General features: G+C 51.2%; 21 protein-coding genes. 12 read left to right on the top strand and 9 right to left on the bottom strand.

The genetic code is table 11. From position 1 onward, the window contains the following. Positions 1-307: 307 nt before the first annotated feature. Positions 308-2,662: a Tex family protein gene (locus MO867_RS14265; protein ID WP_252470145.1), complete on the bottom strand. Its 2,355-nt coding sequence runs from the start codon at positions 2,660-2,662 to the stop codon at positions 308-310. Between the two features lie 292 nt (positions 2,663-2,954). Between MO867_RS14265 and MO867_RS14260 the strand changes: the two genes are divergently transcribed. The 6 genes from MO867_RS14260 (at position 2,955) to MO867_RS14235 (ending at position 10,096) form a co-directional block, all read left to right on the top strand. Continuing rightward, positions 2,955-4,202 (top strand): efflux RND transporter periplasmic adaptor subunit, encoded by a 1,248-nt coding sequence (locus MO867_RS14260; protein ID WP_252470143.1) that lies wholly within the window; start codon positions 2,955-2,957, stop codon positions 4,200-4,202. Then, positions 4,202-7,333, top strand: coding sequence for an efflux RND transporter permease subunit (locus MO867_RS14255; protein WP_252470131.1), 3,132 nt, complete (start codon positions 4,202-4,204; stop codon positions 7,331-7,333). Before MO867_RS14260 ends, MO867_RS14255 begins: the two co-directional genes overlap by 1 nt. A 133-nt stretch (positions 7,334-7,466) precedes the next feature. After that, complete coding sequence (locus tag MO867_RS14250) at positions 7,467-8,213, top strand: 16S rRNA (uracil(1498)-N(3))-methyltransferase (protein ID WP_252470118.1); 747 nt, start codon at positions 7,467-7,469, stop codon at positions 8,211-8,213. A gap of 50 nt (positions 8,214-8,263) precedes the next feature. Further along, positions 8,264-8,629, top strand: coding sequence for a hypothetical protein (locus MO867_RS14245; RefSeq protein WP_252470116.1), 366 nt, complete (start codon positions 8,264-8,266; stop codon positions 8,627-8,629). Positions 8,630-8,643: 14 nt separating this feature from the next. Further along, the gene (locus MO867_RS14240) at positions 8,644-9,291 is read left to right on the top strand and encodes an HAD family hydrolase (RefSeq protein WP_252470114.1); all 648 of its coding nucleotides are present in this window, start codon (positions 8,644-8,646) and stop codon (positions 9,289-9,291) included. A 229-nt stretch (positions 9,292-9,520) separates the two neighbouring features. After that, complete coding sequence (locus tag MO867_RS14235) at positions 9,521-10,096, top strand: OmpA family protein (protein WP_252470112.1); 576 nt, start codon at positions 9,521-9,523, stop codon at positions 10,094-10,096. A gap of 56 nt (positions 10,097-10,152) precedes the next feature. Here MO867_RS14235 and MO867_RS14230 read toward each other — a convergent pair whose 3' ends face one another. Beyond that, positions 10,153-11,856, bottom strand: a complete 1,704-nt coding sequence (locus MO867_RS14230; protein WP_252470110.1) for a phytoene desaturase family protein — start codon at positions 11,854-11,856, stop codon at positions 10,153-10,155. A 153-nt stretch (positions 11,857-12,009) separates the two neighbouring features. Between MO867_RS14230 and MO867_RS14225 the strand changes: the two genes are divergently transcribed. From MO867_RS14225 to MO867_RS14215, 3 genes are all read left to right on the top strand, one after another. Beyond that, on the top strand, positions 12,010-12,216 hold the full coding sequence (locus MO867_RS14225) for a ParD-like family protein (protein ID WP_252470108.1): 207 nt from the start codon (positions 12,010-12,012) through the stop codon (positions 12,214-12,216). Beyond that, the gene (gene map / locus MO867_RS14220; protein ID WP_252470106.1) at positions 12,209-12,982 is read left to right on the top strand and encodes a type I methionyl aminopeptidase; all 774 of its coding nucleotides are present in this window, start codon (positions 12,209-12,211) and stop codon (positions 12,980-12,982) included. Before MO867_RS14225 ends, map begins: the two co-directional genes overlap by 8 nt. 212 nt (positions 12,983-13,194) lie before the next feature. Beyond that, positions 13,195-13,845, top strand: a complete 651-nt coding sequence (locus MO867_RS14215; protein ID WP_252470104.1) for an SOS response-associated peptidase family protein — start codon at positions 13,195-13,197, stop codon at positions 13,843-13,845. A 39-nt stretch (positions 13,846-13,884) separates the two neighbouring features. On the opposite strand, the gene MO867_RS14210 is transcribed toward MO867_RS14215, so the two are convergent. From MO867_RS14210 to MO867_RS14195, 4 genes are all read right to left on the bottom strand, one after another. Continuing rightward, on the bottom strand, positions 13,885-14,517 hold the full coding sequence (locus MO867_RS14210) for a DUF6058 family natural product biosynthesis protein (RefSeq protein ID WP_252470102.1): 633 nt from the start codon (positions 14,515-14,517) through the stop codon (positions 13,885-13,887). Positions 14,518-14,625: 108 nt separating this feature from the next. After that, the gene (locus tag MO867_RS14205) at positions 14,626-15,423 is read right to left on the bottom strand and encodes a 2OG-Fe(II) oxygenase family protein (protein ID WP_252470081.1); all 798 of its coding nucleotides are present in this window, start codon (positions 15,421-15,423) and stop codon (positions 14,626-14,628) included. 33 nt (positions 15,424-15,456) lie between these two features. After that, the gene (locus MO867_RS14200) at positions 15,457-16,788 is read right to left on the bottom strand and encodes an aldehyde dehydrogenase family protein (RefSeq protein WP_252470080.1); all 1,332 of its coding nucleotides are present in this window, start codon (positions 16,786-16,788) and stop codon (positions 15,457-15,459) included. A 66-nt stretch (positions 16,789-16,854) separates the two neighbouring features. Then, complete coding sequence (locus MO867_RS14195) at positions 16,855-17,769, bottom strand: CmcJ/NvfI family oxidoreductase (protein WP_252470079.1); 915 nt, start codon at positions 17,767-17,769, stop codon at positions 16,855-16,857. A gap of 94 nt (positions 17,770-17,863) precedes the next feature. Between MO867_RS14195 and MO867_RS14190 the strand changes: the two genes are divergently transcribed. From MO867_RS14190 to MO867_RS14180, 3 genes are all read left to right on the top strand, one after another. Further along, positions 17,864-18,802, top strand: coding sequence for a LysR family transcriptional regulator (locus MO867_RS14190; RefSeq protein WP_252470077.1), 939 nt, complete (start codon positions 17,864-17,866; stop codon positions 18,800-18,802). Positions 18,803-18,983: 181 nt separating this feature from the next. Further along, positions 18,984-19,844 carry a YHYH protein gene (locus MO867_RS14185; protein WP_252470076.1) on the top strand — a complete coding sequence of 287 codons (861 nt, stop codon included), beginning with the start codon at positions 18,984-18,986 and terminating at the stop codon, positions 19,842-19,844. Positions 19,845-20,056: 212 nt separating this feature from the next. Then, positions 20,057-21,394: a dicarboxylate/amino acid:cation symporter gene (locus tag MO867_RS14180; protein ID WP_252470074.1), complete on the top strand. Its 1,338-nt coding sequence runs from the start codon at positions 20,057-20,059 to the stop codon at positions 21,392-21,394. Positions 21,395-21,425: 31 nt separating this feature from the next. On the opposite strand, the gene MO867_RS14175 is transcribed toward MO867_RS14180, so the two are convergent. The 3 genes from MO867_RS14175 to MO867_RS14165 all read right to left on the bottom strand — a co-directional run bounded on the left by MO867_RS14175 (position 21,426) and on the right by MO867_RS14165 (position 23,815). Continuing rightward, a complete protein-coding gene (locus MO867_RS14175) occupies positions 21,426-21,860 on the bottom strand; it encodes a DUF1810 domain-containing protein (protein ID WP_252470073.1) in 435 nt (144 codons plus the stop codon). Positions 21,861-22,309: 449 nt separating this feature from the next. Next, positions 22,310-22,735, bottom strand: coding sequence for an acyl-CoA thioesterase (locus tag MO867_RS14170; RefSeq protein WP_252470071.1), 426 nt, complete (start codon positions 22,733-22,735; stop codon positions 22,310-22,312). Positions 22,736-23,497: 762 nt separating this feature from the next. Then, the gene (locus tag MO867_RS14165; RefSeq protein ID WP_252470069.1) at positions 23,498-23,815 is read right to left on the bottom strand and encodes a hypothetical protein; all 318 of its coding nucleotides are present in this window, start codon (positions 23,813-23,815) and stop codon (positions 23,498-23,500) included. Positions 23,816-23,849 lie beyond the last annotated feature (34 nt).

Genomic DNA, 23,849 nt, shown 5'->3' with positions numbered 1-23,849 from the left:
GAAGTGAGAACCTTATTTTCTCAGTATCTGGCCGTGGTTCCTACCTATTTCGCCCTTTAAAACTGTCCGAAGTATTGCGTGATTGCTCTCTTCACTTAGATCCATTTTATTTACAGATAGAAGTTTGAAATGCAGTTGCTAGATTATTCTGGCATGTGGGTAAACCTAGATTTTGCACTAAGTAATGGGTGAGAACCTGTATTTTACCAGCGAATTTCTTGGAGAGTTTCTGTGCGGAGCTATCTGATATTCATTAAAGAAATCGCGAAGGAGGTGATATGTGACCACCTCCTTAGGTTTAAACTATTTACTTTTTATTCTTCATCGCCGCCATCAAAAGATCACCCATGCTGCCCTGGCTGTTTCCCTGCCCCCCTTTTTGCGGACGATTGCCCTGCTGCTTGTTGTAGCGTTGGGCCTGGCGGTTTTCACGTTGATCTCCCTTCTTAACACCGCCACTGCCCTGCTCTCCGGGTTCGTCGGAGAGGCGCATGGTCAGGCCGATGCGCTTGCGCGCAACGTCCACCTCCATCACTTTAACTTTGACGATATCACCGGCTTTCACGACCTCGTGGGGGTCTTTAACGAATTTCTCTGACAGTGCGGAGATATGTACCAAGCCGTCCTGGTGAACGCCGATATCGACAAAAGCGCCAAAGTTGGTAACGTTGGTGACAGTACCCTCTAGTACCATTGCCGGACGTAAGTCTTTAATTCCTTCTACACCCTCTTCAAAGCGTGCTGTGCGGAATTCCGGGCGCGGGTCGCGGCCGGGTTTTTCCAGTTCGGCGATGATGTCAGTGACCGTTGGCAGGCCGATTTTTTCGTCAGTGTAATCGGATGGGTTGAGCCTGCGCAAGAAAGCGGAATCGCCGATAAGGCCGTTGATCTCGCGGCCGCTTTTTTCGGCAATACGTTTCACCACAACATAGGACTCTGGATGCACACCGGATTTATCCAATGGGTTCTCACCGTTGTTAATACGTAAGAAGCCAGCGGCCTGCTCAAAGGCTTTGGGCCCAAGGCGTGGTACGTCCATCAATTGTTTGCGGCTCTTGAAGGCTCCATTCTGGTCGCGGTAGTTGACAATATTGCTGGCGATGGAGGCGCTCAGGCCGGATACCTTGGCCAGCAATGGTGCTGAGGCGGAGTTCAGTTCGGCGCCGACGCCGTTTACACAGTCCTCCACCACCGCATCGAGGGAGCGTGCCAGTTGGGTTTGGGAGACGTCGTGCTGGTATTGGCCTACACCGATGGATTTGGGTTCGATCTTGACCAGTTCCGCCAAAGGATCTTGCAGGCGGCGGGCAATGGAGATGGCCCCACGAATTGTCACGTCCAGGTCCGGGAATTCCCGTGCGGCAAACTCAGAGGCGGAGTAAATAGATGCTCCGGCTTCATTTACTACGACTTTTTGTGCGCTCAATTTATATTGCTTGAGGGTTTCGCCAACAAACTTATCGGTCTCTCGGCTGGCGGTGCCGTTGCCGATAGCGATCAGACCAACGTTGTGTTTATTACACAGGGCGGCGATCACCGCAGCGGATTCCTGCAGGCGGTTTTGCGGGGGTGTGGGAAATATGGTGGTGTAATCCAGTAATTTGCCGGTGGCATCAACCACAGCGACTTTAACTCCGGTGCGCAGGCCTGGGTCCAGGCCAATCGTGGCCTTTTGCCCCGCTGGTGCTGCCAGCAGCAAGTCTTTCAGGTTGCGGGAGAATACTTTAATGGCTTCTTCTTCTGCTTTTTCACGCAACTCGCCCATCAGGTCGGTTTCCAGGGCGGTGAGCAGCTTGATACGCCAGGTCCAGCGAACCACTTCACCGAGCCATTTGTCTGCAGGGCGGCCCTCATCGGTGATATCTACATGGCGAGCGATCATGGCTTCACAGGGATGGCCGACTGCGGGGGAGGCTCCGTCCTCTTCGGCAAGGCCTACACTGATGGCGAGTACACCTTCATTGCGGCCTCGGAAAATTGCCAGGGCCCGGTGTGAGGGAACATTTGACCAGTCTTCGGCATATTCGAAATAGTCGCGAAATTTAGCTCCCTCTTCTTCTTTACCATCGAGCAGTTTGGATTTGACCTGGCCGTCGCGCTTAAGGAATCCGCGTAGTTTACCCAGTAGCTCAGCGTCTTCAGCAAAACGCTCCATCAGGATAAATTTGGCCCCGTCGAGGGCAGCCTTGATGTCTTTTACCTGCAGCGAGGCATCTTCATGCTCTGTATTAAGGTACGCCTGTGCCTCTACGGAAGGATCCAGGCTGGGATTACCAATCAGGGCATCGGCCAGAGGTAGCAAGCCGGCTTCTATGGCAATTTGTCCCTTGGTACGGCGCTTGGGTTTGTAGGGGAGGTAGAGATCTTCGAGGCGGTTTTTGGTGTCGGCGGCGCTGATCTGTTGTGCCAATTCCGGTGTCAGCTTGTCCTGCTCATCGATACTTTTAAGGATAGTTGCACGGCGTTCTTCCAGTTCCCGCAGATATCGCAGCCGATCTTCCAGGGTGCGCAGTTGGGTGTCGTCCAGGGCGCCAGTTACCTCTTTTCGATAACGGGAGATAAATGGCACGGTGGCGCCTTCATCCAGCAGGGATACTGCGGCCGTGACCTGCTGTGGGCGTACATTAAGTTCTTCGGCGATGCGAACGTTGATATCCAGCATTTGATATTTATATCCGTTTTCCGGGGGATTTCGTACCTCTAGGAGCGGCGTTTGACCGGGAATTAGCCTTTCGGTTTCCTTGGCTTTGAGCGGCCCGGTAGCTTCTCCTACAACGGTAAATTGGGCCAGGCATTATGCGTTACCCAGGCGTTGTGAGGAAGGTTTGCGACAGGGCGCAAACTTGTGCGGCAACCTGCATCCATAGGCCCCCTTCTGTGCGTCGAACTTCAGTAGAATGCATGCTAATTAAAATTTGATCAGTTTCCGTCATGGATCGGGGTAGAGAGCGCCTGTGAAAGTTTCGAACAAGAACGAGTGGTTACTTATTGTTTTAGTCGTTGGGGCGGCAGCAATTGCTGCGGCAGTACTACTGAAACCCAAGCCGGAAGAGAAGCCGCCCGAGGCGGTGGTACCGCCTGTAGCAGATGTTCTCTATATAGAACCGGGCCGGCAGACTTTATTGGTGCCGAGCCAGGGCAGTGTGCATGCTCGCCATGAAATCGAAGTGGTGGCCCGTGTTGGTGGCGTGATTGAAAGCGTGGACGAGGCCTTTGTACCTGGTGGATTCTTTACTAAGGGGCAGACTTTGTTGCAGTTCGAGCAAGCCGACTACGTCTATAAGGTTACCCGCTCAGAATCTCAGTTGGCCGATGCCAAGTCTGTTCTTGCCCAGGAGCAGGGCCGCGCCAAGCAAGCCAAACGCGAATGGCGCGACCTGGGGAGCGATGCTGCCAACGCTTTGTTCCTGCGCAAACCCCATCTGGCGGCATCGGAAGCCGCCGTGGCCGCAGCGGGTGCGGACCGCGACCAGGCCAAGCTGGACCTTAAGCGTACAAGGGTTACAGCCCCTTTTGCCGGGCGTGTGGTAGAAACCTATGTCGATCTGGGTCAGTACATTACCCCCGGTACCAGATTGGCAAAAATTCACAGTACAGGTATTGCTGAGGTACGCCTGCCCTTAACTGACCAGCAGCTGGCTTTGCTCGACGTACCGCTGGGCAAATCCATCGAAAACGGCCCCGAGGTACGACTTCAAGCAGTAGTGGCTGGGCGCAAACGCGAGTGGCGTGCGCAGCTGGTACGTACCGAAGCCAGTATTGACCCCAATAGTCGCTTTATTTTTGCTGTGGCCCAGGTACAGAACCCCTATGAGGGGGAGGTACCACTGATGAATGGACTGTTCGTGGAAGCGGATATTGCCGGCAGAACCTTTGACGATGTTGTCGTTCTACCCCGGCAGGCCCTGCATGAGGGCGATCACTTGCTGGTGCTGAATGAAGAGGGTCTGTTGACTAACAAGAATGTGGAGCTTTTACAGAGCATCGGTGATCAGGTCTGGTTGCGAGGGGATATTGCCCTGGGTGACCGTGTGATTGTTTCCAGCTTGGGCTATTCCCGCGAAGGTATGGCGCTTACCGCCAATCCGCTCAATAACAAACCCGCTGGTTTGGTCGACAGTTTAGAAAGTAGTTCTGAACCTACTGCTGCCACAGTGAGCGAAGCCACTACAGCGAACAATCAATCGCAGGGAGGCCGCTAATGAACGGGATTATCTCCTGGTTTACGCGTAACAGTAAGGCTGCCAACCTGCTGATGATTATGATCATTATCGGCGGTATTTCCGGCATCTTTGGCATTGATCGAGAGGTGTTTCCCGCAATCCAACCGGGCATCGTCGAGGTGGATATTTCCTATCCCGGTGCCGGCCCTGCCGAAGTCGAACAGCAAGTAACGGTACGTGTAGAAGAGGCTATCGCTGAGGTAAAAGGAATTAAAGAGGTTAATTCCGCTTCCCGTCGTGGCCGCTCGTCAGTAGATATTCAGGCCGAGGATGGCTATGACCAACTTCGCCTGCTCAACGATATCAAGGTGCAGGTGGATAGTATCAACACCTTTCCAGAAGATATTGAGCGTCCCATTATTCACCTGCAGGAGTGGGATACGCAGCTGATGATGATCGCCGTGGGCGGTCCTGTTTCCGAGAGTGAGCTGAAGGCAACCGCCCTGGATTTGCGCGACAAACTCACTCTGATTCCTGGTGTGCGTCGCGTGGATATCTGGGGCGAGCGTCCAGATGAATTGTCTATCGAGGTTTCTGAACTGGACCTGCGCCGCTACAACCTGAGTTTCAATGATGTGGCTAATGCAGTGCGCGGTTCATCCCTTGATCTGCCTGCGGGCATGGTGCGCTCTGATCGTGGTGATATTCAGGTGCAGACCCGCGGACAGGCTTATACCGCCGAAGATTTTGAGCGTATACCGGTAGTCAGTCATACCGACGGTTCTGTGCTGTTGCTAAGTGACGTGGCCACGGTGCGTGATGGCTTCGAAGAGTACAACAATGTCATCCGCTTCAATGGCAACCCGGCGATGAACCTGCGTGTTACCCAGGGGGAGCCGCTGGATGTCGTGGCTACCGCAGAGCGTATTAAAGCCTTTATGGATGAAGCCCGCACACAGTTGCCGCCGGGTATGGAATTCGATATTTGGTTTGATTTTTCCAAGGCGTTTGAAGGCCGCATGAACCTGCTCACCGGGAATGCGTTGAGTGGCTTCGCGATGGTTTTCGTGATGCTGATGCTGTTCCTGCGCCCGGCCCTTGCGATTTGGGTGACAACGGGCATTGTTGTGGCTTTCCTCGGCGCCTTGTGGCTGCTGCCGGTTACCGGTGTCAGTTTAAATATGCTGTCGCTGTTTGCTTTCCTGCTAATTCTCGGGATTGTGGTGGATGATGCGATTATCGTCGGGGAGGCGGTACACGCCGCCCACGATAGGGGGGTCACCGGCCTTGCTGCAGCTGAAGAGGGGGTTAAGCAGGTATCTGCGCCGGTTATCTTTGCCGTCACTTCCACCATGGTATTTTTTATACCGATGCTGTTCCTGCCCGGTTACACCGCCCAGATGATGCTGGCCCTGCCAGTGGTAGTGCTGCTGTGTTTGGTTTTTTCTCTGGTAGAGTCACTGCTGATCCTGCCGGCGCACTTGGTCAACATGAAGCCTGAGAAACCGGCGACAACTACATTCGGCATCAAGCTGCAGAGATTGCGTGGGCACTTTGCCGGGGCAATGAAAACGGCAGGGGAAAAATATTACCTGCCTCTGCTGAAGAAATCTCTCGGCAACAGCCGCGTCACCGTTATGAGTTTCCTTTTGGCTCTGGTGTTGTCTATCACCGTATTTCTCAATGGTTATGTGGGTTCTTCGTTCTCGCCGCAAGTACCCTCGGATTTATTGGATCTGAAGGCCACCATGGCCCCAGGTGAGCCCTTTGTCGAGTCCGAGCGAGTGATGGAGCAGGTGCTGACAGCGGCGGACAAGCTGGCGAAAGATGAGGGTATGCTCGAGCAGAATAATGGTGAGCCATTTGTACAAAATACTCTGGTATTCAACTGGCGTGGCAACATTTATGTGACTTTGCAGCTAACGGATGGAGAGTTACGCGATGTGACTTCCAAAGCCCTGGCGTTGCGCTGGCGCGAACTAATCGGTGAAATGCCTGCCAGCGTGGAGGATATCAATATCGACTCCTCTATCAATAATGGCGGCAACGGTATGAGCCTGAATCTAAGCACCGCTTCCGGTGATATGGATGAGTTGCGTGCGGCTGCCGATGCAGTGAAGGAAAAGCTGGATAACTATGCCGGTGTTTACGACGTGCGTGACAACCTCACCAGTGCGCGCCGCGATATTGAGATTCAGCTAAAACCCTATGCCACCACCATGGGAATCAACTTGGCAGATGTCGCCAGGCAGGTGCGCCAGGGTTTCTATGGTGAGGAGGTGCAACGTATTCCCCGTGGACGTGAGGATGTACGGGTGATGGTGCGTTACCCACGGGACGAGCGCGCCAGTGAAGAGCAGATGGATCGTATCCGTATCCGCACTGGAGAAGGGGAAGTGCCCTTTTCGGCAGTAGCTGACGCGGTTTATGTGCCGGGCTATACCACCATCCGTCGGAATAACCGCGAGCGCACCGTGCGGGTCTTCGCCGAAATTACCCCGAATACCTCTTCGGCACAGGACATTCTCAAAGATATGCGCGAGACCCTGGTGCCTGAACTGGAACGCCAGTTCCCCGGCTTCTCCCTGAGAACGGCGGGAGATATGCAGGAGGAAGAGGAATTCAATGGTGCGATTCTGGCATTCTTTGTGTTGTCACTGTTTGGCATTTACGCGCTGCTGGCGATTGCTTTCCGCTCCTATTCACAGCCGCTGCTGATCCTCACGGCGGTACCTTTCGGCTTCTTTGGCGCAGTAGTCGGTCACCTGCTGATGGGGCACGATATCAGCATTATGTCGATGCTTGGCTTCCTTGCCGCAGCGGGGGTTGTGGTGAACGATAACCTGGTATTGATGGATCGCATTAATCAGCTGCGCGCTCAGGGTATGGCCGTGATGGATGCGGTAGTACAGGCGGGTCGGGATCGTTTCCGCCCGATTATCCTGACTTCGATCACCACCTTTATCGGCTTGGTACCGATTATGTTCGAGCGTTCAATCCAGGCGCAGTTCCTGATTCCAATGGTGATCAGTCTCGCCTTCGGTGTTCTGTTTGCAACGGCGGTGACTTTGGTGCTGGTACCCAACCTGTACAAAGTGATCGAAAAGCTGCGCCCTAAGGGCAAAGCCGCAGAGAGAATGGATGCGCCGGTGTCGTTGGAAACGGTGTAAGCAAAGCCTGCCACAGGCTCAAAGGTTAGTTTTCTGCCATTGCGTCTGTGGGGCATAAATGCCTAAACTAACTGCCAGAAAAATGCCGACATTTATGTCGGCTTTTTAATGGCGTTTATATAGGATTCCACTCATGCGCATTCCGCGTATTTTTTCCAGACAGCCCCTCGCCACTCAACAAGTGGTGGAGTTGGATGACTTGGCTTCCCGGCACCTGGTTAAAGTGCTTCGCTTGGGAGCGGGACACCCTCTGACGCTGTTTGATGGCAGCGGTGGAGAGTACCGTGCGGAGCTGATTGAGGCGGGCAAACGCGCACGGGTGAATGTTGGAGAATTCTGTCCAGAGGACCGCCAATCGCCGCTGGCATTGACTTTGGCGATTGGAATTTCCCGAGGTGATCGTTTTGACTGGGTAATACAGAAGGCGACGGAGTTGGGAGTGGGTGCCATTCAGCCGCTATTTACTGAGCGTTGTGAAGTTAAACTCTCCAGCGACCGTCTGCAGAAAAAGCTCGGCCACTGGCGCCAGATTACTATCAGTGCCTGTGAGCAGTGTGAGCGCAATCGGGTGCCGGAGATTGCTGAACCAGTTAAGCTGGCGCAGTATTTACAGGGCTCCTCTCAGGATAGTGAAGCGCAAGCTAAATTAGTGCTGCACCACCGCACCGAGTTGGATCTGCACCAGTGGCAGGCAGAGCGTGGCAAACCAACATCCGCCCTTCTGCTGGTGGGCCCTGAAGGTGGGCTTTCGCAGATGGAAATTGATGCGGCACTGACCCAGGATTTTATGCCGCTGCGCCTGGGACCTAGAGTAATGCGCACAGAGACAGCTCCGGTTGCCGCCCTTTCGGTATTGCAGTTCCAGTGGGGTGATTTATAAGCCGAAGCTGTTAGAGGGTTCGGCTCAAATGTATTCAGGGAAGAGAGAACATGATTAAAGTATTTATCTGGCTGCTGGGCATTGCCATTGTCATACTGTCGGTAGCCGTGGTGGCAAAGCCGCAATTGGCACGAAACCTCAGCGAAAGACTCAACGAAACAGGCTACGCCTTTTCTGCTTGGACGCGTATCACTGTCGGTTTGATTTTGCTGCTGATAGCAGACACGCGCCACTGGTATATCTTGTTCAATGCCCTCGGCGTGCTGGTGCTGTTAAGTGGTGCCTATATGCTGCAAATCGGCTTTGAGCGAGGCAAGGCGCTGGCGATTAAAATTTCCCGAGGAAATGAAAACTTCCTGCGTATCAGTGGTGTTATTGGTGTCATCCTTGGCCTAATGCTGCTTTCTGCGCGTTAACGATGTAGGTTCCCATGTCTTCTACCGATTTAATCATTTTTGACTGCGATGGTGTGCTGGTAGACAGTGAGAGTATTGTCTGTCGCATATTGGCAGAGGAGATGAGCCGGCTCGGTATGCAGACGACTGCAGAGGAGCTGGATGAGCAATTTAGTGGCCGTCCTGCCAAGGACTGCCTGGTTGAGATTGAAAAGCGCTTTGGCGGGCCACTACCCGATAACTACTTTGGCAATACGGAACGCCGTATCCGCGAGGCCTTCCAGGCGGAATTGCAGCCGGTTGTGGGGATTGAAGGCCTACTCGAGCAATTGCAGCAGATAGGCCTACGCAGTTGCGTGGCCTCCTCTGGCTCTCACCAAAAGATGCAGTTGACGCTGAATAAAACCGGTTTGTACGGCTATTTCGATGGACGAATCTTCAGTGCAGAGGATGTATCCCGAGGCAAACCCTGGCCGGAGCTGTTCCTGTATGCGGCTAAGGCCATGGGGGTGGTGCCGGAGCGCTGTTTGGTTGTGGAAGATTCAATTGCCGGCGTATCAGCTGCTGTGTCAGCGAGGATGCGAGTGGTTGGCTACAGCGCCCACCCGGTGCGCGGGCCACAGCTGGAGCAAGAGGGTGCCCGGGTGGTCACCGATATGATGGCGGTTTTAAATTTTATCTAAGTGCACGTGATTTCTGCAATGACTGTGTTTGAGGCCTTTCTTGTCCTGAGGTTACGCCTACTACGCGTAACCCTTCCTTGAAAAATCAAGCAGTTAGATACTGGATTTGCAGCTTGTCCCCTCTTTTTCCAGCTAGCAGACCACCTAAAAATACTGTCTTCGCGGGCTGCCAAGCGGCGTTTCCATTGTTCTACACTGAATTTGACGTCGAGAAACCGGAAACTTACCTATGGCGGGTAAATTATTGTCTGCCAGTTGCCTGACCCTATTGGCCATTACCCTGGCGGGTTGTCATCAGTCCGAATCCCCGAAGAAATATACACTTGAACCTGTCGATGGAATACAGACAGGTGACAGTGAAAAAACGGCCCGTGAAGCGGCGCCCTTTGCCGATGAACTGGTGAGGTTTTTGCGGGGAAACAGTCGGGCCAGTGGCGATACTTTTCGTTTGCGTCTGGAGTTTCAACCCGGTGGTTTTGCTCCTCGTATAGAAACTATTGCCGACCTGGAAGCTCTATTGGTGATCATGCGTGATTTTGTCGATATGCGCATTGCCATTGAAGGGCATACCGACAACGCAGGTGACGCCGAGAAAAACTTGAGTTTATCGCAGCGCAGGGCGGACTGGGTAAAATACTTTCTGATAGAGCGCGGTGTATCTGCTGACCGAATGGAAGCTCAAGGTTACGGCGATACCGACCCCATTGGGGATAATGAGACCAAAAAAGGCAAACGGGAAAACCGCCGCCTTATGATTCGGGTATTAAATTTTGACCATATTCCCAGCCAACTGCCGCGGCGCTAGCGCACGACAGTGGGGGGTTAAATAGTAAAGTCAGTGTTTAACTGAGGCGGTTCGACTCAACTGGAGAGTTTCGTTAACTCGTCAGTGGCGCTTGCCGGGCTTTCTACGGGTTTGTTGGAAAATATCTTTTTCATTAATTTGCCCCCCTGGCGTAGGCCAATAATACTCTGCGCTGTCAGCATACCGGATATCATGGCGCCTGCTACTCCACAGCTCATCACATCTTGCCCAGTGAGGTAGAGCCCTTTTATACGACTTTCGGGTCTCAACCAGGACTGCTCAAAGCGACTGGGGTCATGGTCGAGCCCATAAATCTCCCCACGAGGGTAGAAGCAGAAATAATCGGTGGATAATGGGGTGGAAAGCTCGTAGTAATCGATCTCTCCACGCAATTGCGGCAAATGCTTGTAAAGATGCTCCAGTAAGCGCTGACTGAAGGCTTCCTTCAAGGTTTCATAATCGTCGCCCCGTTTACCCCAGGGTTTGTCGTGCCACTCGGCGAACCAATCGTAGTTGGCCGGTGCCACGATTTCGATAGTGGCGCGGCCTGGGTAGCGCTGGGTAAAAGTCGGGTCTTTGGCGGATGGGAAAGAGATGTAGACCAGAGGTATTTCCTTATCCTGGTCACCGATAAAGGCTTGCATATCTTCTTCATAGCGGTCGCTGGAATAGATCCAGTAGTTGGTTTTGGGCAGTTTTAATTCTTCAGCTGTTTTTTCCAAACCGATATATAGACAGAGGTGCGACATGGAGCGATTAACCGTCTCCAGGTCGCGGATATAACCCACGCGCTCGCTGGTACTTCGCGGTAGTAGTTTTTCAAAAGTATTGAATACTCCCGCCCCGGAGACTATCAGGGGTGCCAGAATCTCATGGCCATCAGACATTCTTACGCCGCGGGCCTGGTTGCCATCCATCAGGATGGTTTCCACCTTGGCGTAGGTGAATACATCACCGCCACTGGCCTGTATCTGGGGAATAATAGTTTCGGATATTTTGCTGGCGCCACCAACAGGGTAATAACCGCCATACAGGTAATGTTTGGCGATCAGGGCATGAATAATAAAGCTGCCCTCGGATGGGGTCATACCATTATCGCCCCACTGCCCGGTAAGCACAGAAATCAACTTTTCGTTGCTGGTGATTTCACCGAGAACCTCGCGAGTGGTTTTATTGAGCCAGGTCGGCTCGCGCAGCTTTCTCCACAGGCGAATGACAGGCCCACACCAGTTGGGCAAGATTTTCTCCATCGCCAGTCGCTGCATGGCTTTGGCGACCACATTCAGCCGTTGCAGGTATGCCTCAATATTGGCGCGCTCATCGGGGAAATGGCTTACCAGCTCATCGATAAACTGCTGGCGACCGGCCTTAAGATCGTACTGCTCCTCACCGATGCAGATACGATCATAGGTATTATCCATCGGCGCCCAATGGAGCTGGTTATTGGTGATAAAGTCAAAAATCTTGCGAGTCATGGTGGGGTGTTCGCCCACATCGCCAATATAGTGGACCCCGACATCCCATTCATAGCCGTTGCGGTCATAGGCGTGGGTATAGCCTCCTGCAGTGTAATGCTGCTCCAGGACAAGTACTTTCTTGCCCATGGCGCTGAGCATCGCAGCACAGGTGAGGCCGCCGATACCGGAACCGATAATAATGGCGTCGTATGTGCCTTCCAGGCGACTGGGACGATAGCGCCGGCCAATGCGCAGCCGGCTTGGTTTTGGAGCACTGCGCTTCTTTTCAGGGGTCTCTGTCATGATGGCCTCGCCACTTTTATTTTTATCCCTCAACCATAGCGCTCTCTATCAGGCTATGCAATAAGTTGCATATTAATATTCACTGCTAACATGTTAGGTATTTTTATATGATTCGTATACACTTTGTATATATTGCATATCAAGGTGGAAGTGATGGGCATCGTCAAAATTTCTGATGAGCTACACGATGAAATTCGCAAGGCCAGTACCGTGATGGCCCGTTCAATCAACTCCCAGGCTGAATACTGGATCAAGATTGGGATGTTGGCGGAGCTGAATCCGCAGTTAAGCTACAGCGATCTGTGTAAAAAATTACTGCGTAACCAAGTGTTAACCCTGGAAGAGTTGACACGTGACTGAGATCAAAATAAAGACTCCCGATGAACGGCAGTTGATGCGCCGTTCGGGCCAATTACTGAGTCGTGTCTTTGCCATGTTGGATGCCTTTATTCAGCCGGGCGTCTCAACGATGCAGATCAATGATCGGGTGGAGGAATTCATCGTAAAGGAACTCAATGCCCGCCCTGCCAGTAAAGGGCAATATGACTATCCTTATGCCCTGAATACATCGGTCAATGAGGTGGTGTGCCACGGTATGCCAAATGACAAACAGATACTGCGTGAGGGGGATATCGTCAATGTGGATATCACCCTGGAGAAATCCGGATATATCGCCGATTCCAGTAAAATGTATACCCTGGGAAAAATCTCTCCAATCGCAAAAAAACTGGTGACTACTTGCTATGAGGCTATGTGGGCTGGCATTAACACGGTAAAGCCCGGGGTCACATTTGGCGATATTGGACATGTGATTCAACGCCATACTGAGCACAAAGGATTTAGTATCGTGCGGGAATACTGTGGTCACGGTATTGGCCGGGAGATGCATGAAGCACCTCAGATTCTTCACTTTGGTCGCCCAGGGACAGGAGAAGTGTTACAAGAAGGGATGATATTTACCATTGAGCCAATGATTAATCAGGGGAACCGCAAGACCAAACTTAAAAAAGATGGCTGGACGGTAATAACCCGGGATAAAAAGTTGTCGGCCCAATGGGAACACACCGTACTGGTGACAAAAAATGGTTATGAAGTCCTGACGCTCAGGGAAGAAGAAAAGCTCTAGACACTTGGTTGCTATCTCAGCGCTGAATGTTGTATGAAAAGATAAAAACTCAGCGCAGTTAATCTGGCGGTAATTAATACTGAGTCTAAAAGAAAGAATATGCCATCATTTAGGCTGATTTATATGGGACAGCCCTGGATTGGAAGTAATCTGGGGTGGTTGGCAGAGCATACAGGCAGAAGGCTTTCACGTGGATAAATAGGAGGTCCTGGGTGTGCAGTGTCTTCGATGTGGGTAATCACGCAGATTTGGAGCGTTTCCTCGATAGCTACGGTATTCGGGGTGCCAAGCACTTGATTTACGGCCGGCGTCGGCGGCCAACTCAACAGGTGTCTATCGTTACAGCAAGGAAGGGCAGCCCGGAGATTGAAAGTGCGATCTGGCACCTCTATCTTGATCGGCATGGCGATACCTGGCGGCCCCATAAAAAATACTGGTCTATCAACAGTAATTGGAAAAAACTGGACTCCAGACCGGAATATCGGAAGTCCCGCTGCTTAATTCCCGCCACAGCCTGGGTGGAAAGCCAGGGTGGCAAGAATCCGGTGGAATTCAGTTATGGGGTACCTTTCTTCTTTTGTGGTTTATATAAGACTTGGGGTAATTTATTAAGCTGTTCAATTATTACTCTGGATTCCCACCCCGCAACCAAGTGCTACCATGAAAAATCACTGCCGATGATTGCACCGGCTAAAGATGAGTTCATAAAAGCTTGGTTAAACGGTGGAGATAAAACCGCAGATTTTACCCCTTACCTTAATCCAATGATTGAATATTCAGGAAAAACCCTAAGCGTACGCCCTTTGGCAAAGGCGACTTCTACCGAATATATAGGTAAAGTGATTTCCATGATCGAATATTAGTCTTTTTCATTTTATGGGTCAGGTATTAATTTAACTTTTTCACTGCAGATTGAAATCCTGGCGCACATGGTCTATCAATCGATGTCTCGAGCTTTTGATTCTCTCATGAGGGGCAAATAGTGAGCTGTGCGCGTCCAAAAGATCTACAAAATAATTGAGCTGCTGTATTTGTTGTTGAGATAAATTGTCATATTCAAGTAGTTTATTGATCTCCATAGTAGCGAGTTCCTTTGCAGCGATATCCTCCGGTAAACCGCTACGGGTACACAAGCCATAGGTTCCCTGGATAAAATATCCCCACTCCTCCCCAATATGTTCATCAATTCCCGATGATAATTTGGGATTATTGGATTCATAGCCCAGGTTATGCAGCTGGGTAAGTTTGGCTGTATATCGATCGTAAAAATGTCGATAAATCGCCTCTAAATTTGCTGTTACTTTAATTGCCCCGATCCAACTGCAATAACCCTTCGCATAGTATTCAGTGTCCTGTTTTTGGTTATGAGGCCCCAAAAATGAGTTACAGTTCAGCTGGATATTGAGCTGATAAGAAGGCTTTGGCATTACGCCCTCACTCTGGTAACCCTGTAATTGTTGTTCGCTGATCTGGGTGGCCTGAATAAGCTGCTCTCTGGTCAGAAAGTGCTTATTCAGGTAGTTAACCAATTCCACTGCATTCACTCCAAGCTGTAAAAATCAGATGGAATTTTAGCCTTGGCTGAGCTCTATGCTTCGGCGGTCATCGTAGTATGCTGATTTGTTGTGCTGGATTCGGGTGGGTTATTCCTGCAAAAAGAGAATATCGGTTCTAATAATATATTTACTTCCGCGGGTGATCGGTGTGGAGCTGTGAATCCGGTGCAGGGGGTGCATACCATGGGGAAAGCACAACACCGCCCCTGCTGGAGTGCGGATATCTATATCCGTTAGTGAACCCTGGTTTGGCTGTTTGAGCGGATCATCTGCATTTACCCGAAAACAGGTTGCGCCGCCGTCAAAGTCATCGTTCAGCAGAATCAGGAATGTCATTTCGCTATAACGATCCGGGTAGCCGTTAGTGATTAGTTTGTTATCTATTACCTTGCTGCCGGGCCAGGCGCCATCGGTGTGAAACTGGAAAAAATCTCCCTCGCTGTACCGATAAAAACGGAAGCGTTGGTTGATACCAACGGCCGGCCGGCCGCCAAAATAACCATTGGGGTCCTGCATCAGGCCTTGGCACCGCTGCCAGATCAAACGCTCGGTAACTTCATCTACTACCCAGGTGAGATTGTCATTGTGGCGGACCTCCCGGGGCAGGGAGACGGCTGCATCCGGTAAGTATCCCACAGCTTCACTGATATCGATCAGCCGTTGGCATTCCTCCTGTGAGAAGACATTGAGTAGCTGAAAAGCCCCGGGTACTGAGGCGATATTCCGTCGGGAAACCAGCCGTGGGGATTGCTCTGCCAGGGCAACCGGGTTTCTACTGTGGGTGGCCCAGGTTGGCAGGGCTGGGTGCTCTGCACCGGGCTCGCGGGCGATAACATAGAAGTCATCTGTATGGGTGATTGTTTCAATAGTTTCAGTCGTGGACATCGGTTGTACTTCTGTAGAAAGTTGTCAAAAAGCTTAGCGATTTAATACGGTAATCTGGGCGAATTGCCGGTGCCCTTCCGCGCCGCCGTGAAAACCAAAACCACTCTGCTTGGCGCCGACCCAGGGCGAGCCGCCTGCGCCCTGATTAATGCCAATCATCCCCGCTTGCAGGTGGCTGGCGACTTGCTCGGCCTCTTTGCTTTCACCAAACACCACCGCGCCGAGACCATAAACGGAGTTGTTGGCCCGCTCGACCACATCGTCTACCGAGCTGAAGCGGTCGATAGCTACGATAGGCCCAAAGGTCTCGTCATCTTCCATCGACATGCCTGGTCGAATCCCACTGATTACTGTAGGGGGAATAAAAGGCACCTGAGGATTTCGATCACCCAAAAGTAGCTTTGCGCCTTTATCCAGAGCATCGTGGATATGTTCCACCACCTTTTGGTGTTGGCGCTGATTAACCAAGGGGCCGATATCCACCTGGGGTTCCTGCCATCCACCGACACGATATTGTTTCGCCAGTGCCACTACGGCATTTTCGAATTGATCTGCGATTTTTTCGTCGACATAAATACGCTCTGTAGAGGTGCACATCTGGCCTGAATTCTCGAAGCTGGAGCCCACCGCAAATTGCACGGCCTGGGGAATATTGGCGCTGTCTAAAACGATCATGGGATCGTTACCCCCCAGTTCCATCACTAGGCGTTTCAGTGCCGGTGCTGCATTGGCCATAATTTTCTGGCCTGTTGTTCGCGATCCGGTAAAAGCTACCATATTAATAGAGGACTTCACCAAAGCCTCGCCGGTTTTCCCATCGCCGTGGGCAATTTGTAAAACACCTTCCGGCAGGCTTTGAGTCAGGGTTTTCACTAATAAATCGGCCACCAGGGGAGACTCTTCTGATGGCTTTAAAATAACAGTGTTACCGGCAATCAAGGCCGGCACTATCAGGTTGTTGGCCATGGCCAGCGGGTAATTCCAGGGAGAGATCACCGCAACAATACCCAGGGGCCGGTACTGGATTTCGCTTCCGCTATTGCGCTTGGTGCGCAGAGCCTCGCCGGCATCTCCGGCCAACCAAGCCCCACCCCTGACCACGCCTCCGGCTTCATACTGAGCGCGGCGGGAATCTTTACCCATTTCGCGGCTGATCAATTGCGCCAGTTTTTCTTCCTGGGCCTCCAGTGCGGTGTAGGCTTTTTGTAAGAGTCGCACCCGTTCCTGTAAGGGATTATTTGCCCATATCTGCTGAGCTTTAGCGGCTCTCTTCACCAAGTTTTGAATTGCCTCTGTGTCACTGACGGGCACGGAACCAATACTCTCCCCGTTTAATGGGTCGTACGAGTGAAGGGTGTTTTCCATTTTTAATTCTCATTGATTTTGGCCACCCAATAAGGTGGCCAAAGGTTTTACAGAAAAGCTGTTCGGTTAATGTTCAAAAAGCGCAATCGTGCGAATTTCCAGGCTGGTTCTGCGCGGTGCACTGGCACTTCCCGGCAGGTCAAAAGCACAGTGTGGAACGCCGGTCACATCACCACGGTGCTGGCTGTCGAATACGCGCAGTAAAATGCCTTCGCCAGGCTGCATATTGCTAAACCAGATCCAGCGGTGGACGGGATTTGAACTCAATACCGAAATCTGCCCTTTGCGCTTCGGATAAATTAATCGCATATTGTGGAAATCACTGGCGGCGACAGTACGCAAGTCCACCATGGCCAATGGGGACTCCTGTACCGGGCGCAATAGGGGCAACCACAGGTTAATAAATTGGTAGCGCGGATAATCTGAGGGTTTGTAACCTCGTGCCTCTAGGGTCTCTTTTAACTGGCGCTCTGCGGACCAGGGTGTGTAGTCGTTGTGCACCAATTTCACCGGGGATCTGCGGCTGCGGCTCAGCTCAGGGGTCGCATCACTCGATGGCTGGGCACGCAACGTATGGTCAAAGGTCAATACTTTTGCCGCGCCGAGATGTGCGCCTATCCACGACTCGATCGCCGGGTACCACTGGGTGCGAATTAACTGGTCGCGCTCCTCAGGAGTGGGACTATTCGCAGAAGGCATGTCCAGGGCGTTTAATGCACCATCCAGTTGGTGCAGGTTTATACCCAGCATTGGGCGTACCAACTCAAAACCCTGGGTATCCAGGCGAAAGCGCTCTCCGGCCGTTTTCAGTGCGCGGCCATCGTATATATGAACCTGCTGGGAAATAACGTTCTCGACCAAGCTAGCAGGCCCCGGGCCCTCTGATCGCTTGTCGTAAACCAAGTCGCTACTGGGGTCTGCGTAGTGAATGATCGCTGTAACTAAGTGCTCCTGAAAAGAGGATCGGGCTGCATTCAGCATGGTGAACTCTCCCCCCACCGAAGTGGATGCCATATGGGCCAATCTATGCACAATTTTAGGGTCACTCAGATACAATGAAAACCAAGTAACAGTTGTGAGTGATACAGGTTTGAGCAGGAACCACCGTGTAGACCCGCTGGAGAGGCTTGAGTTGCGCCAACTTCGCTTAATGAGCGCTATCTTGCGGGAACTGAACCTATCTCGGGTGGCAGATCAGCTGGGTGTGAGCCAGCAAACGGTCAGTGAACAGTTAAAACGCCTACGGGAAATCTTTGATGACCGCCTGTTTATTCGCACCAGTAGCGGTGTTATACCCACGCCCATGGCCGAGCGCCTGGCGCCTAAATTGGATGAAATTCTTAATAATGTCGCGGCACTGCTGCGCACTGATGAGTTTGATCCTGCACAGCATCGGGGCATATTTACGCTCAGTGCAACAGATTTTGAGCAGCGAGTGGTGCTGCCGGGCCTCCTCAAGCAACTGCGTCAGCTGGCTCCGGGGATAAAAGTGGTGGTACTCAAGCTGGAGATTGATCGCATGGCCCAGCAGCTGCAGACCGGGGAAGTGGATCTGGTTTTTAGCACGCCGGGGTTTGTGCCAGATAACAGTCCCAGCATGTTGTTGTATCGAGAACACTATGTCTGTGTTAGCTGTCAGCACACAGATAGGCGGCTCAGCGTCAGTCAGCCTTTGGGAATGGAAGAGTTGGCCGATCTGCCACAATTGGTAGTATCCCCCTCCCGGGGAGACTTGCGCGGTATGGCAGATAACTGGTTCGAACAGTTTGGCCTGGAGCGCAATGTGGTCTTGTCTGTGCCTTCTTTTGCCGCAGCGGCCGAGTGTATCGCCTCCACCAACACCGTCGCCTTTTTGCCCTCGCGTCTGCTGCCTGATCCCCGACTGAATACACTGCTTATTGTCGAACAGCCCCCCGGATTTGATGTGATCGCAGCTTGGCACACTCGCAGTGGGCAGGACCCTTTGCACAAATGGATTCGCACTCTGTTAGCACAACAATTTCCCAGTAATTAGTGAGGGAAGCAGCACTGCTAAACTTGAGCGGGCTAAGGGTTCAGGTAATGGTCGCCATACGTGTAGTATTTTTTCTGCTGATATTTTTTAGCTTTGCCGTTTCCGCTCATACCGATTTTTCCGAGCAAATGGGTATCCCCCATTTATTTGCCAAAGATGCATTGGTTGAGGGAATAAAAAGGTGGAATGTACCCTTTCAGAGGGACGCAAGACCCACTGCTGGATGATTACGATAAAGGCAGAACCCAAACATAAAATGGGGCCCTGGTGCCCACGCACTATTGTCGATCCGATTACCGCCGGTGGCATGATGTTTATCAAACAGCAGATAGTCCCGATTGATGGGCCTTTCGTTAAAAATTCAGCGACCTATTTCTCTGATCCGAAATGGAGCCTATACGACCCCAAAACCGGGACGATAAAGGTGACCGATTCCAAGCAGGCCTGCGAAATGGCTGCGCGGCCGGATGTGGCGCCGCAGTACAATAATTACTGTGTGGAATGCCTGGCCAGCTATATGGGGCCAGACTTCCAGACCCGCTACCTGATTCCGGTGCAGCCTAGCAAGGCAAAATCCAAGCAGCGGCCCGATCCTTTTTCCGGATATGGTGTTGCCTTTAATGGGGTGAAATTTGATATCAGCGCACCGATTGGGGCGATTCTAGGGGCGCACACCCTGGCGCCGGTGGATGCCTGTGGTGGTCATGTTAATCCCCATGTGGGCTACCACTACCATGCTGCGCTGGGTTGTAGTCAGGCCTATCCCTCCGCCGCGAGTCATGCGGCTATCATCGATGGCTACCTGATCTATGCACGGGAAAATGCCGATGGCCGTGAGCCCGATGATTTGGACGAGTGCTGCGGCCATGAATTCGCAGATCTGGGCTATCACTATCACGCCAATCTCGCCGCAGAAAACGATATCCTGCACTGTCTTAAGGGGGAGAGAGGTTGTGCCCTGCAAGGAAACCAGAGCCAATGCGACTTCTCCCGCCGCGGCACACCGGGCCAGCAAAGGCGCTCATCGGAAGGGCCTGAATAATCCCATAGTACCCAAGGCCCGTTTTTTGCTTCAAACAGTGGATAGGTTCGACGGTCCGATGATTTAGGCTTGTTACCCTGGCAAAAGTGGTATCGAACAACCGCTATTTATACCCCGGACTTGATCTGACCGTCAGGTTTCCTTCACGGCCTTGGGACATAATGCCTGCGGTCCGATGTCTTTCACTATGTTCTTCAATGCGGAAGCCACCAATGAGTAAGGGTACGAACTTCTATTTGATCCGAATGGTTGAATCCCTTGGTGTGCTGGTGCGCACCCGCTTGTGGATGCAGATAGTGATCGCCATGGTCCTGGGACTGACCACCGGCCTGCTGCTGTCGCCGGAGGGGGCGGCATTGGTAAGCCTGGATCTCAGCGCCGCGCTGGCCAGCTGGTTCAAATTACCGGGTTCTATTTTCCTGAATATGATCCAGATGGTGGTGATACCGCTGATCATGTCCTCAATTATCCTGGGGCTCAGCGGCAGTGGAAATGTCAGCCAGCTCAAGCGTGTAGGTTTGCGTATAGCGCCCTATTTTGTTGTCACTACTGCCGTTTCGGTGGTTATCGGTATTGTTCTGGTCCAGATCATCCAGCCCGGTGATTTTATCGACGAGTCGCTGCTCAGTGTCGCCACCGAACTACAGGCAGCCAGTGCCCCACAGCTCATGGAGTCAAAACCCCTACCGGAACGTATCGCTGAGCTGATCCCCGCCAATCTCAATGAAAGTATCGCCATGCGCAATATGTTGCAGCTGGTGGTATACGCGATATTTATTGGTGTTGCGGTGATACTGCTGCCGCAGAGGCAGCGGGAGTCAGCGGTTTATGCTTTCGGTATTATTCAGGAAGTAGCACTCAAGGTCGTTGGTTGGGCCATGCTGTTTGCGCCGCTGGCCGTATTTGGCCTACTGGCCGATATCGCCATTCGTATCGGTCTTACCGCAATCCTGGGAATGTCTGTTTACGTGGGCACCGTGATTCTGGGGCTGCTTATACTCCTCAGCTTTTACCTGATTATTGTCGCCTTTGTGGCCTCAGTGGGCCCTATCACCTTTTTGCAGCGGATCAGTGGCGTGCAGCTGCTGGCGTTTTCCACCTCCAGCTCCGCCGCCGTGATGCCCCTGTCCATGCGCGTTGCCGAGAGCCCCCTGGGGGTAAAGCCCTCCATCGCTAAATTTATTGTGCCGTTGGGCGCCACAGTAAATATGGATGGCACGGCCCTTTATCAGGTTATTGCGGCAGTTTTTTTAACCCAAGTCTATGGTATCGATCTGACAACCGCGCAACTTATCGGCTTAACAGTGACTACTGTGGGCGCCTCTATAGGCTCGCCAAGTACTCCCGGTGTAGGTATTGTTATTCTCGCGACTATCCTCTCCGGAATTGGTGTGCCACCGGAGGGTATTGCTTTGATTATTGGTGTAGACCGGATACTCGATATGTGCAGAACTGCCGTTAATGTCACGGGCGACCTCACGGCTTGCTTGGTGATGGATAAATTACTGGGCAGCGACCGCCTGGAGGAAAGTGGCCCCCAGACTGCTTGAAAATATTCCCCAGGAGGAAATGAAATCGAGATTAGTGGGAGCCTTGCAGGATTTCCAGAGTCCGCGGGTCCTGTTTGCCTTCATAATACTCCTCTAAAACTTGTATAAATAGATTGTCAGTGCCGCCTGCGGCGTGAGTGAACAGGGTCATACAGGATCTGACCTTGATGGCATCCAGGCTACCGAATATTTCCAGGGCGCTGAAATCTTGCAGGTTTAACAGCGCATGACAACATTCTCGCAATCGTGGACCCAGCTGAGGATGCTTTAGGTAAGCCTGTGCCTCCCCCAGGCCTGCCACTCCATATCTTTGTGATGTAGCGCTGTGCCCAAGTCCTTTTATCTGTGGGAAAATATACCAAATCCAGTGGCTACGTTTGTGCCCCTGTCGTAACTCTTGCAGAGCCTGTGTATAAGTATCGTCTTGTGCCTGGCAGAAACGCTCTAGGTCAAAATAATTACTCATAAAGGATTTCCGTAAAAAGGCATCCATGTTTCACAAGAAACAAAAGCCTAGCATGAATACCTATTGGGCAGGCTACAGGGCCCATGTTCTGGCTGGCTGGAGTAGTAAAGAGGTAGCACTTGCCTGCCAAGCAGCTGCTTTTGAGCGGTGCTTACTCGTGGTGATAATACTCTGGCATATTACGCCTTGTGCGACGTTTAGATTCTTTAAGATGAGTTAAATGAAATGGAAGGCGGGGTTAACCACCCTTTTGTAGTTAGTAGCTTAGGTTTAGCTGTACTGCAGAATCATCCAAGAATTATTAAAGTTACACTCCTTTGCGTCACTTTCCTTAACCCAGATATAGAACCTGCCACAATGTTGGCTCGTAATCGGCATCCATGCCTCACAGGATCCCAGGTGCAGTATATTTTTCCTTCTGTCTTTTCAGTAAGTTGAACAAGTCTAATTTAAACGGTGGGCAATAAAACCCGTATATCATCAGGTACCGGCATAGATTTCCCAGCCCGTTGGTCTACCCAAACAATCTTAGCTTCACCGGTGGTGTATAGTATGTCGGTATTGTCCGCATCTCTGATTTCATAATAGCTATTAAAGCTGCTGCGGCCGGGAGTGCCACCATACATGCTAATAGTAATGTTGGCCGGAAATACCAAAGGTAAATTAAAATTAGCTGAGGCATTCAGTAATACAGGGCCATCTCCTTGATTACTGCTGAGAGCACCTGAGTTACATACAGAGGCTAACCAACTACAGCGACACTGCTCAAAGTAGGTGAAGTAGGTGGCGTTGTTTATATGACCAAAGGCATCCATATCACCCCAGCGAACGGCTAAGGTTTCCTGGTGTAGAAGATTGCGGGGTGTGTCACTCATTGTCATTATACTTAAATCAATAGTAAAGCTGTTAATTGTAATGGGCTGTCGGGGTTATGAGTAGGTTTATATTTTATATTCTAAGTTTAATACAAGGTTGCCAGAAAAAGTCAATATTAATTTTTTCTTACTCATTAACAGGAGTTTGATCGAAGCTTATTTTGGTAAGCTACTAGGGCGATCTGGATTAAATCTATCTAAAATAGTTTGCGAGCTTGATGTTAGTAAGGAGCATCCTTATCCCTAGGTTACGGTAGTTGACTAGTAACCAACACTTCGGACAGCTTTAAGGGGAAAATAGGTAGGATCCATGGACAAATACTGAGAAAATAAGGTTCTCACTTCAAATTAAAACAATACCTGCCCATGGAAGATGTAGTAAAAACTGTTTTCGCTAAAATGTCCAACATTAAAAGGCCACAAAGGAAATTCATGCTCACACTGTTTGCTGTCCTGATGGTATTTCAAGAGAAAGCAACCTATCTAAACATGGGGCAGATACAGTTCTGCCAGTGGGAGACGCTTTCGTAGATGGTCTGGTAGAAATTTTGATTTCGCCCAGGTCAATAAAGAATTATTTACACAAGAATTTCCTTACAGTCAGGAGCGCGTAGCGGCCATAGATGCACGTATTGTATGAGGGATTCTATGTTGGAAATAAATAGAATTTTTTTCTTTTAACTGCTCCTCGGATTTTCTCGCGGTTTCAATGTTTCTATAGGATAAAATTCTATACTCAATATCCACTAGTTGTTCCAGCACTTACTTACGTTTCTTGATGTTATTCCTAGTGCCACAACCAAGAGGTTCAGGGAGAAGTCTGGACATCCGGTGGGCGCAGTTTTCACTCGAACCGAACAGAATAAGCTGACCTGCTTGTTTATTTCGCAAATCATAAACACCTGGCCCGAAAGGAGCGATGAGAAAATCATTATTACATGGGGCTGGGAAAGATTTCCAATTTGTCCGTTCGTCCATGTGGTTGCCTCTATTACAAGTACCAAGTACCATTTCTCTGATGATTGGGGTTGTTACAGATTTAAATCCACTTAATTTCAGCAACACTTCGGACAGTTTCATGCAGCTATAGCCCCATAGTCACTGTACCGCTCGT

The organism is Microbulbifer okhotskensis (genome assembly GCF_023895975.1).
In the GTDB taxonomy this organism is placed as follows: domain Bacteria; phylum Pseudomonadota; class Gammaproteobacteria; order Pseudomonadales; family Cellvibrionaceae; genus Microbulbifer; species Microbulbifer okhotskensis.
The sequence above is the reverse complement of the archived record's forward strand: the minus strand, read 5'-3'. Positions and strand labels throughout refer to the sequence as shown.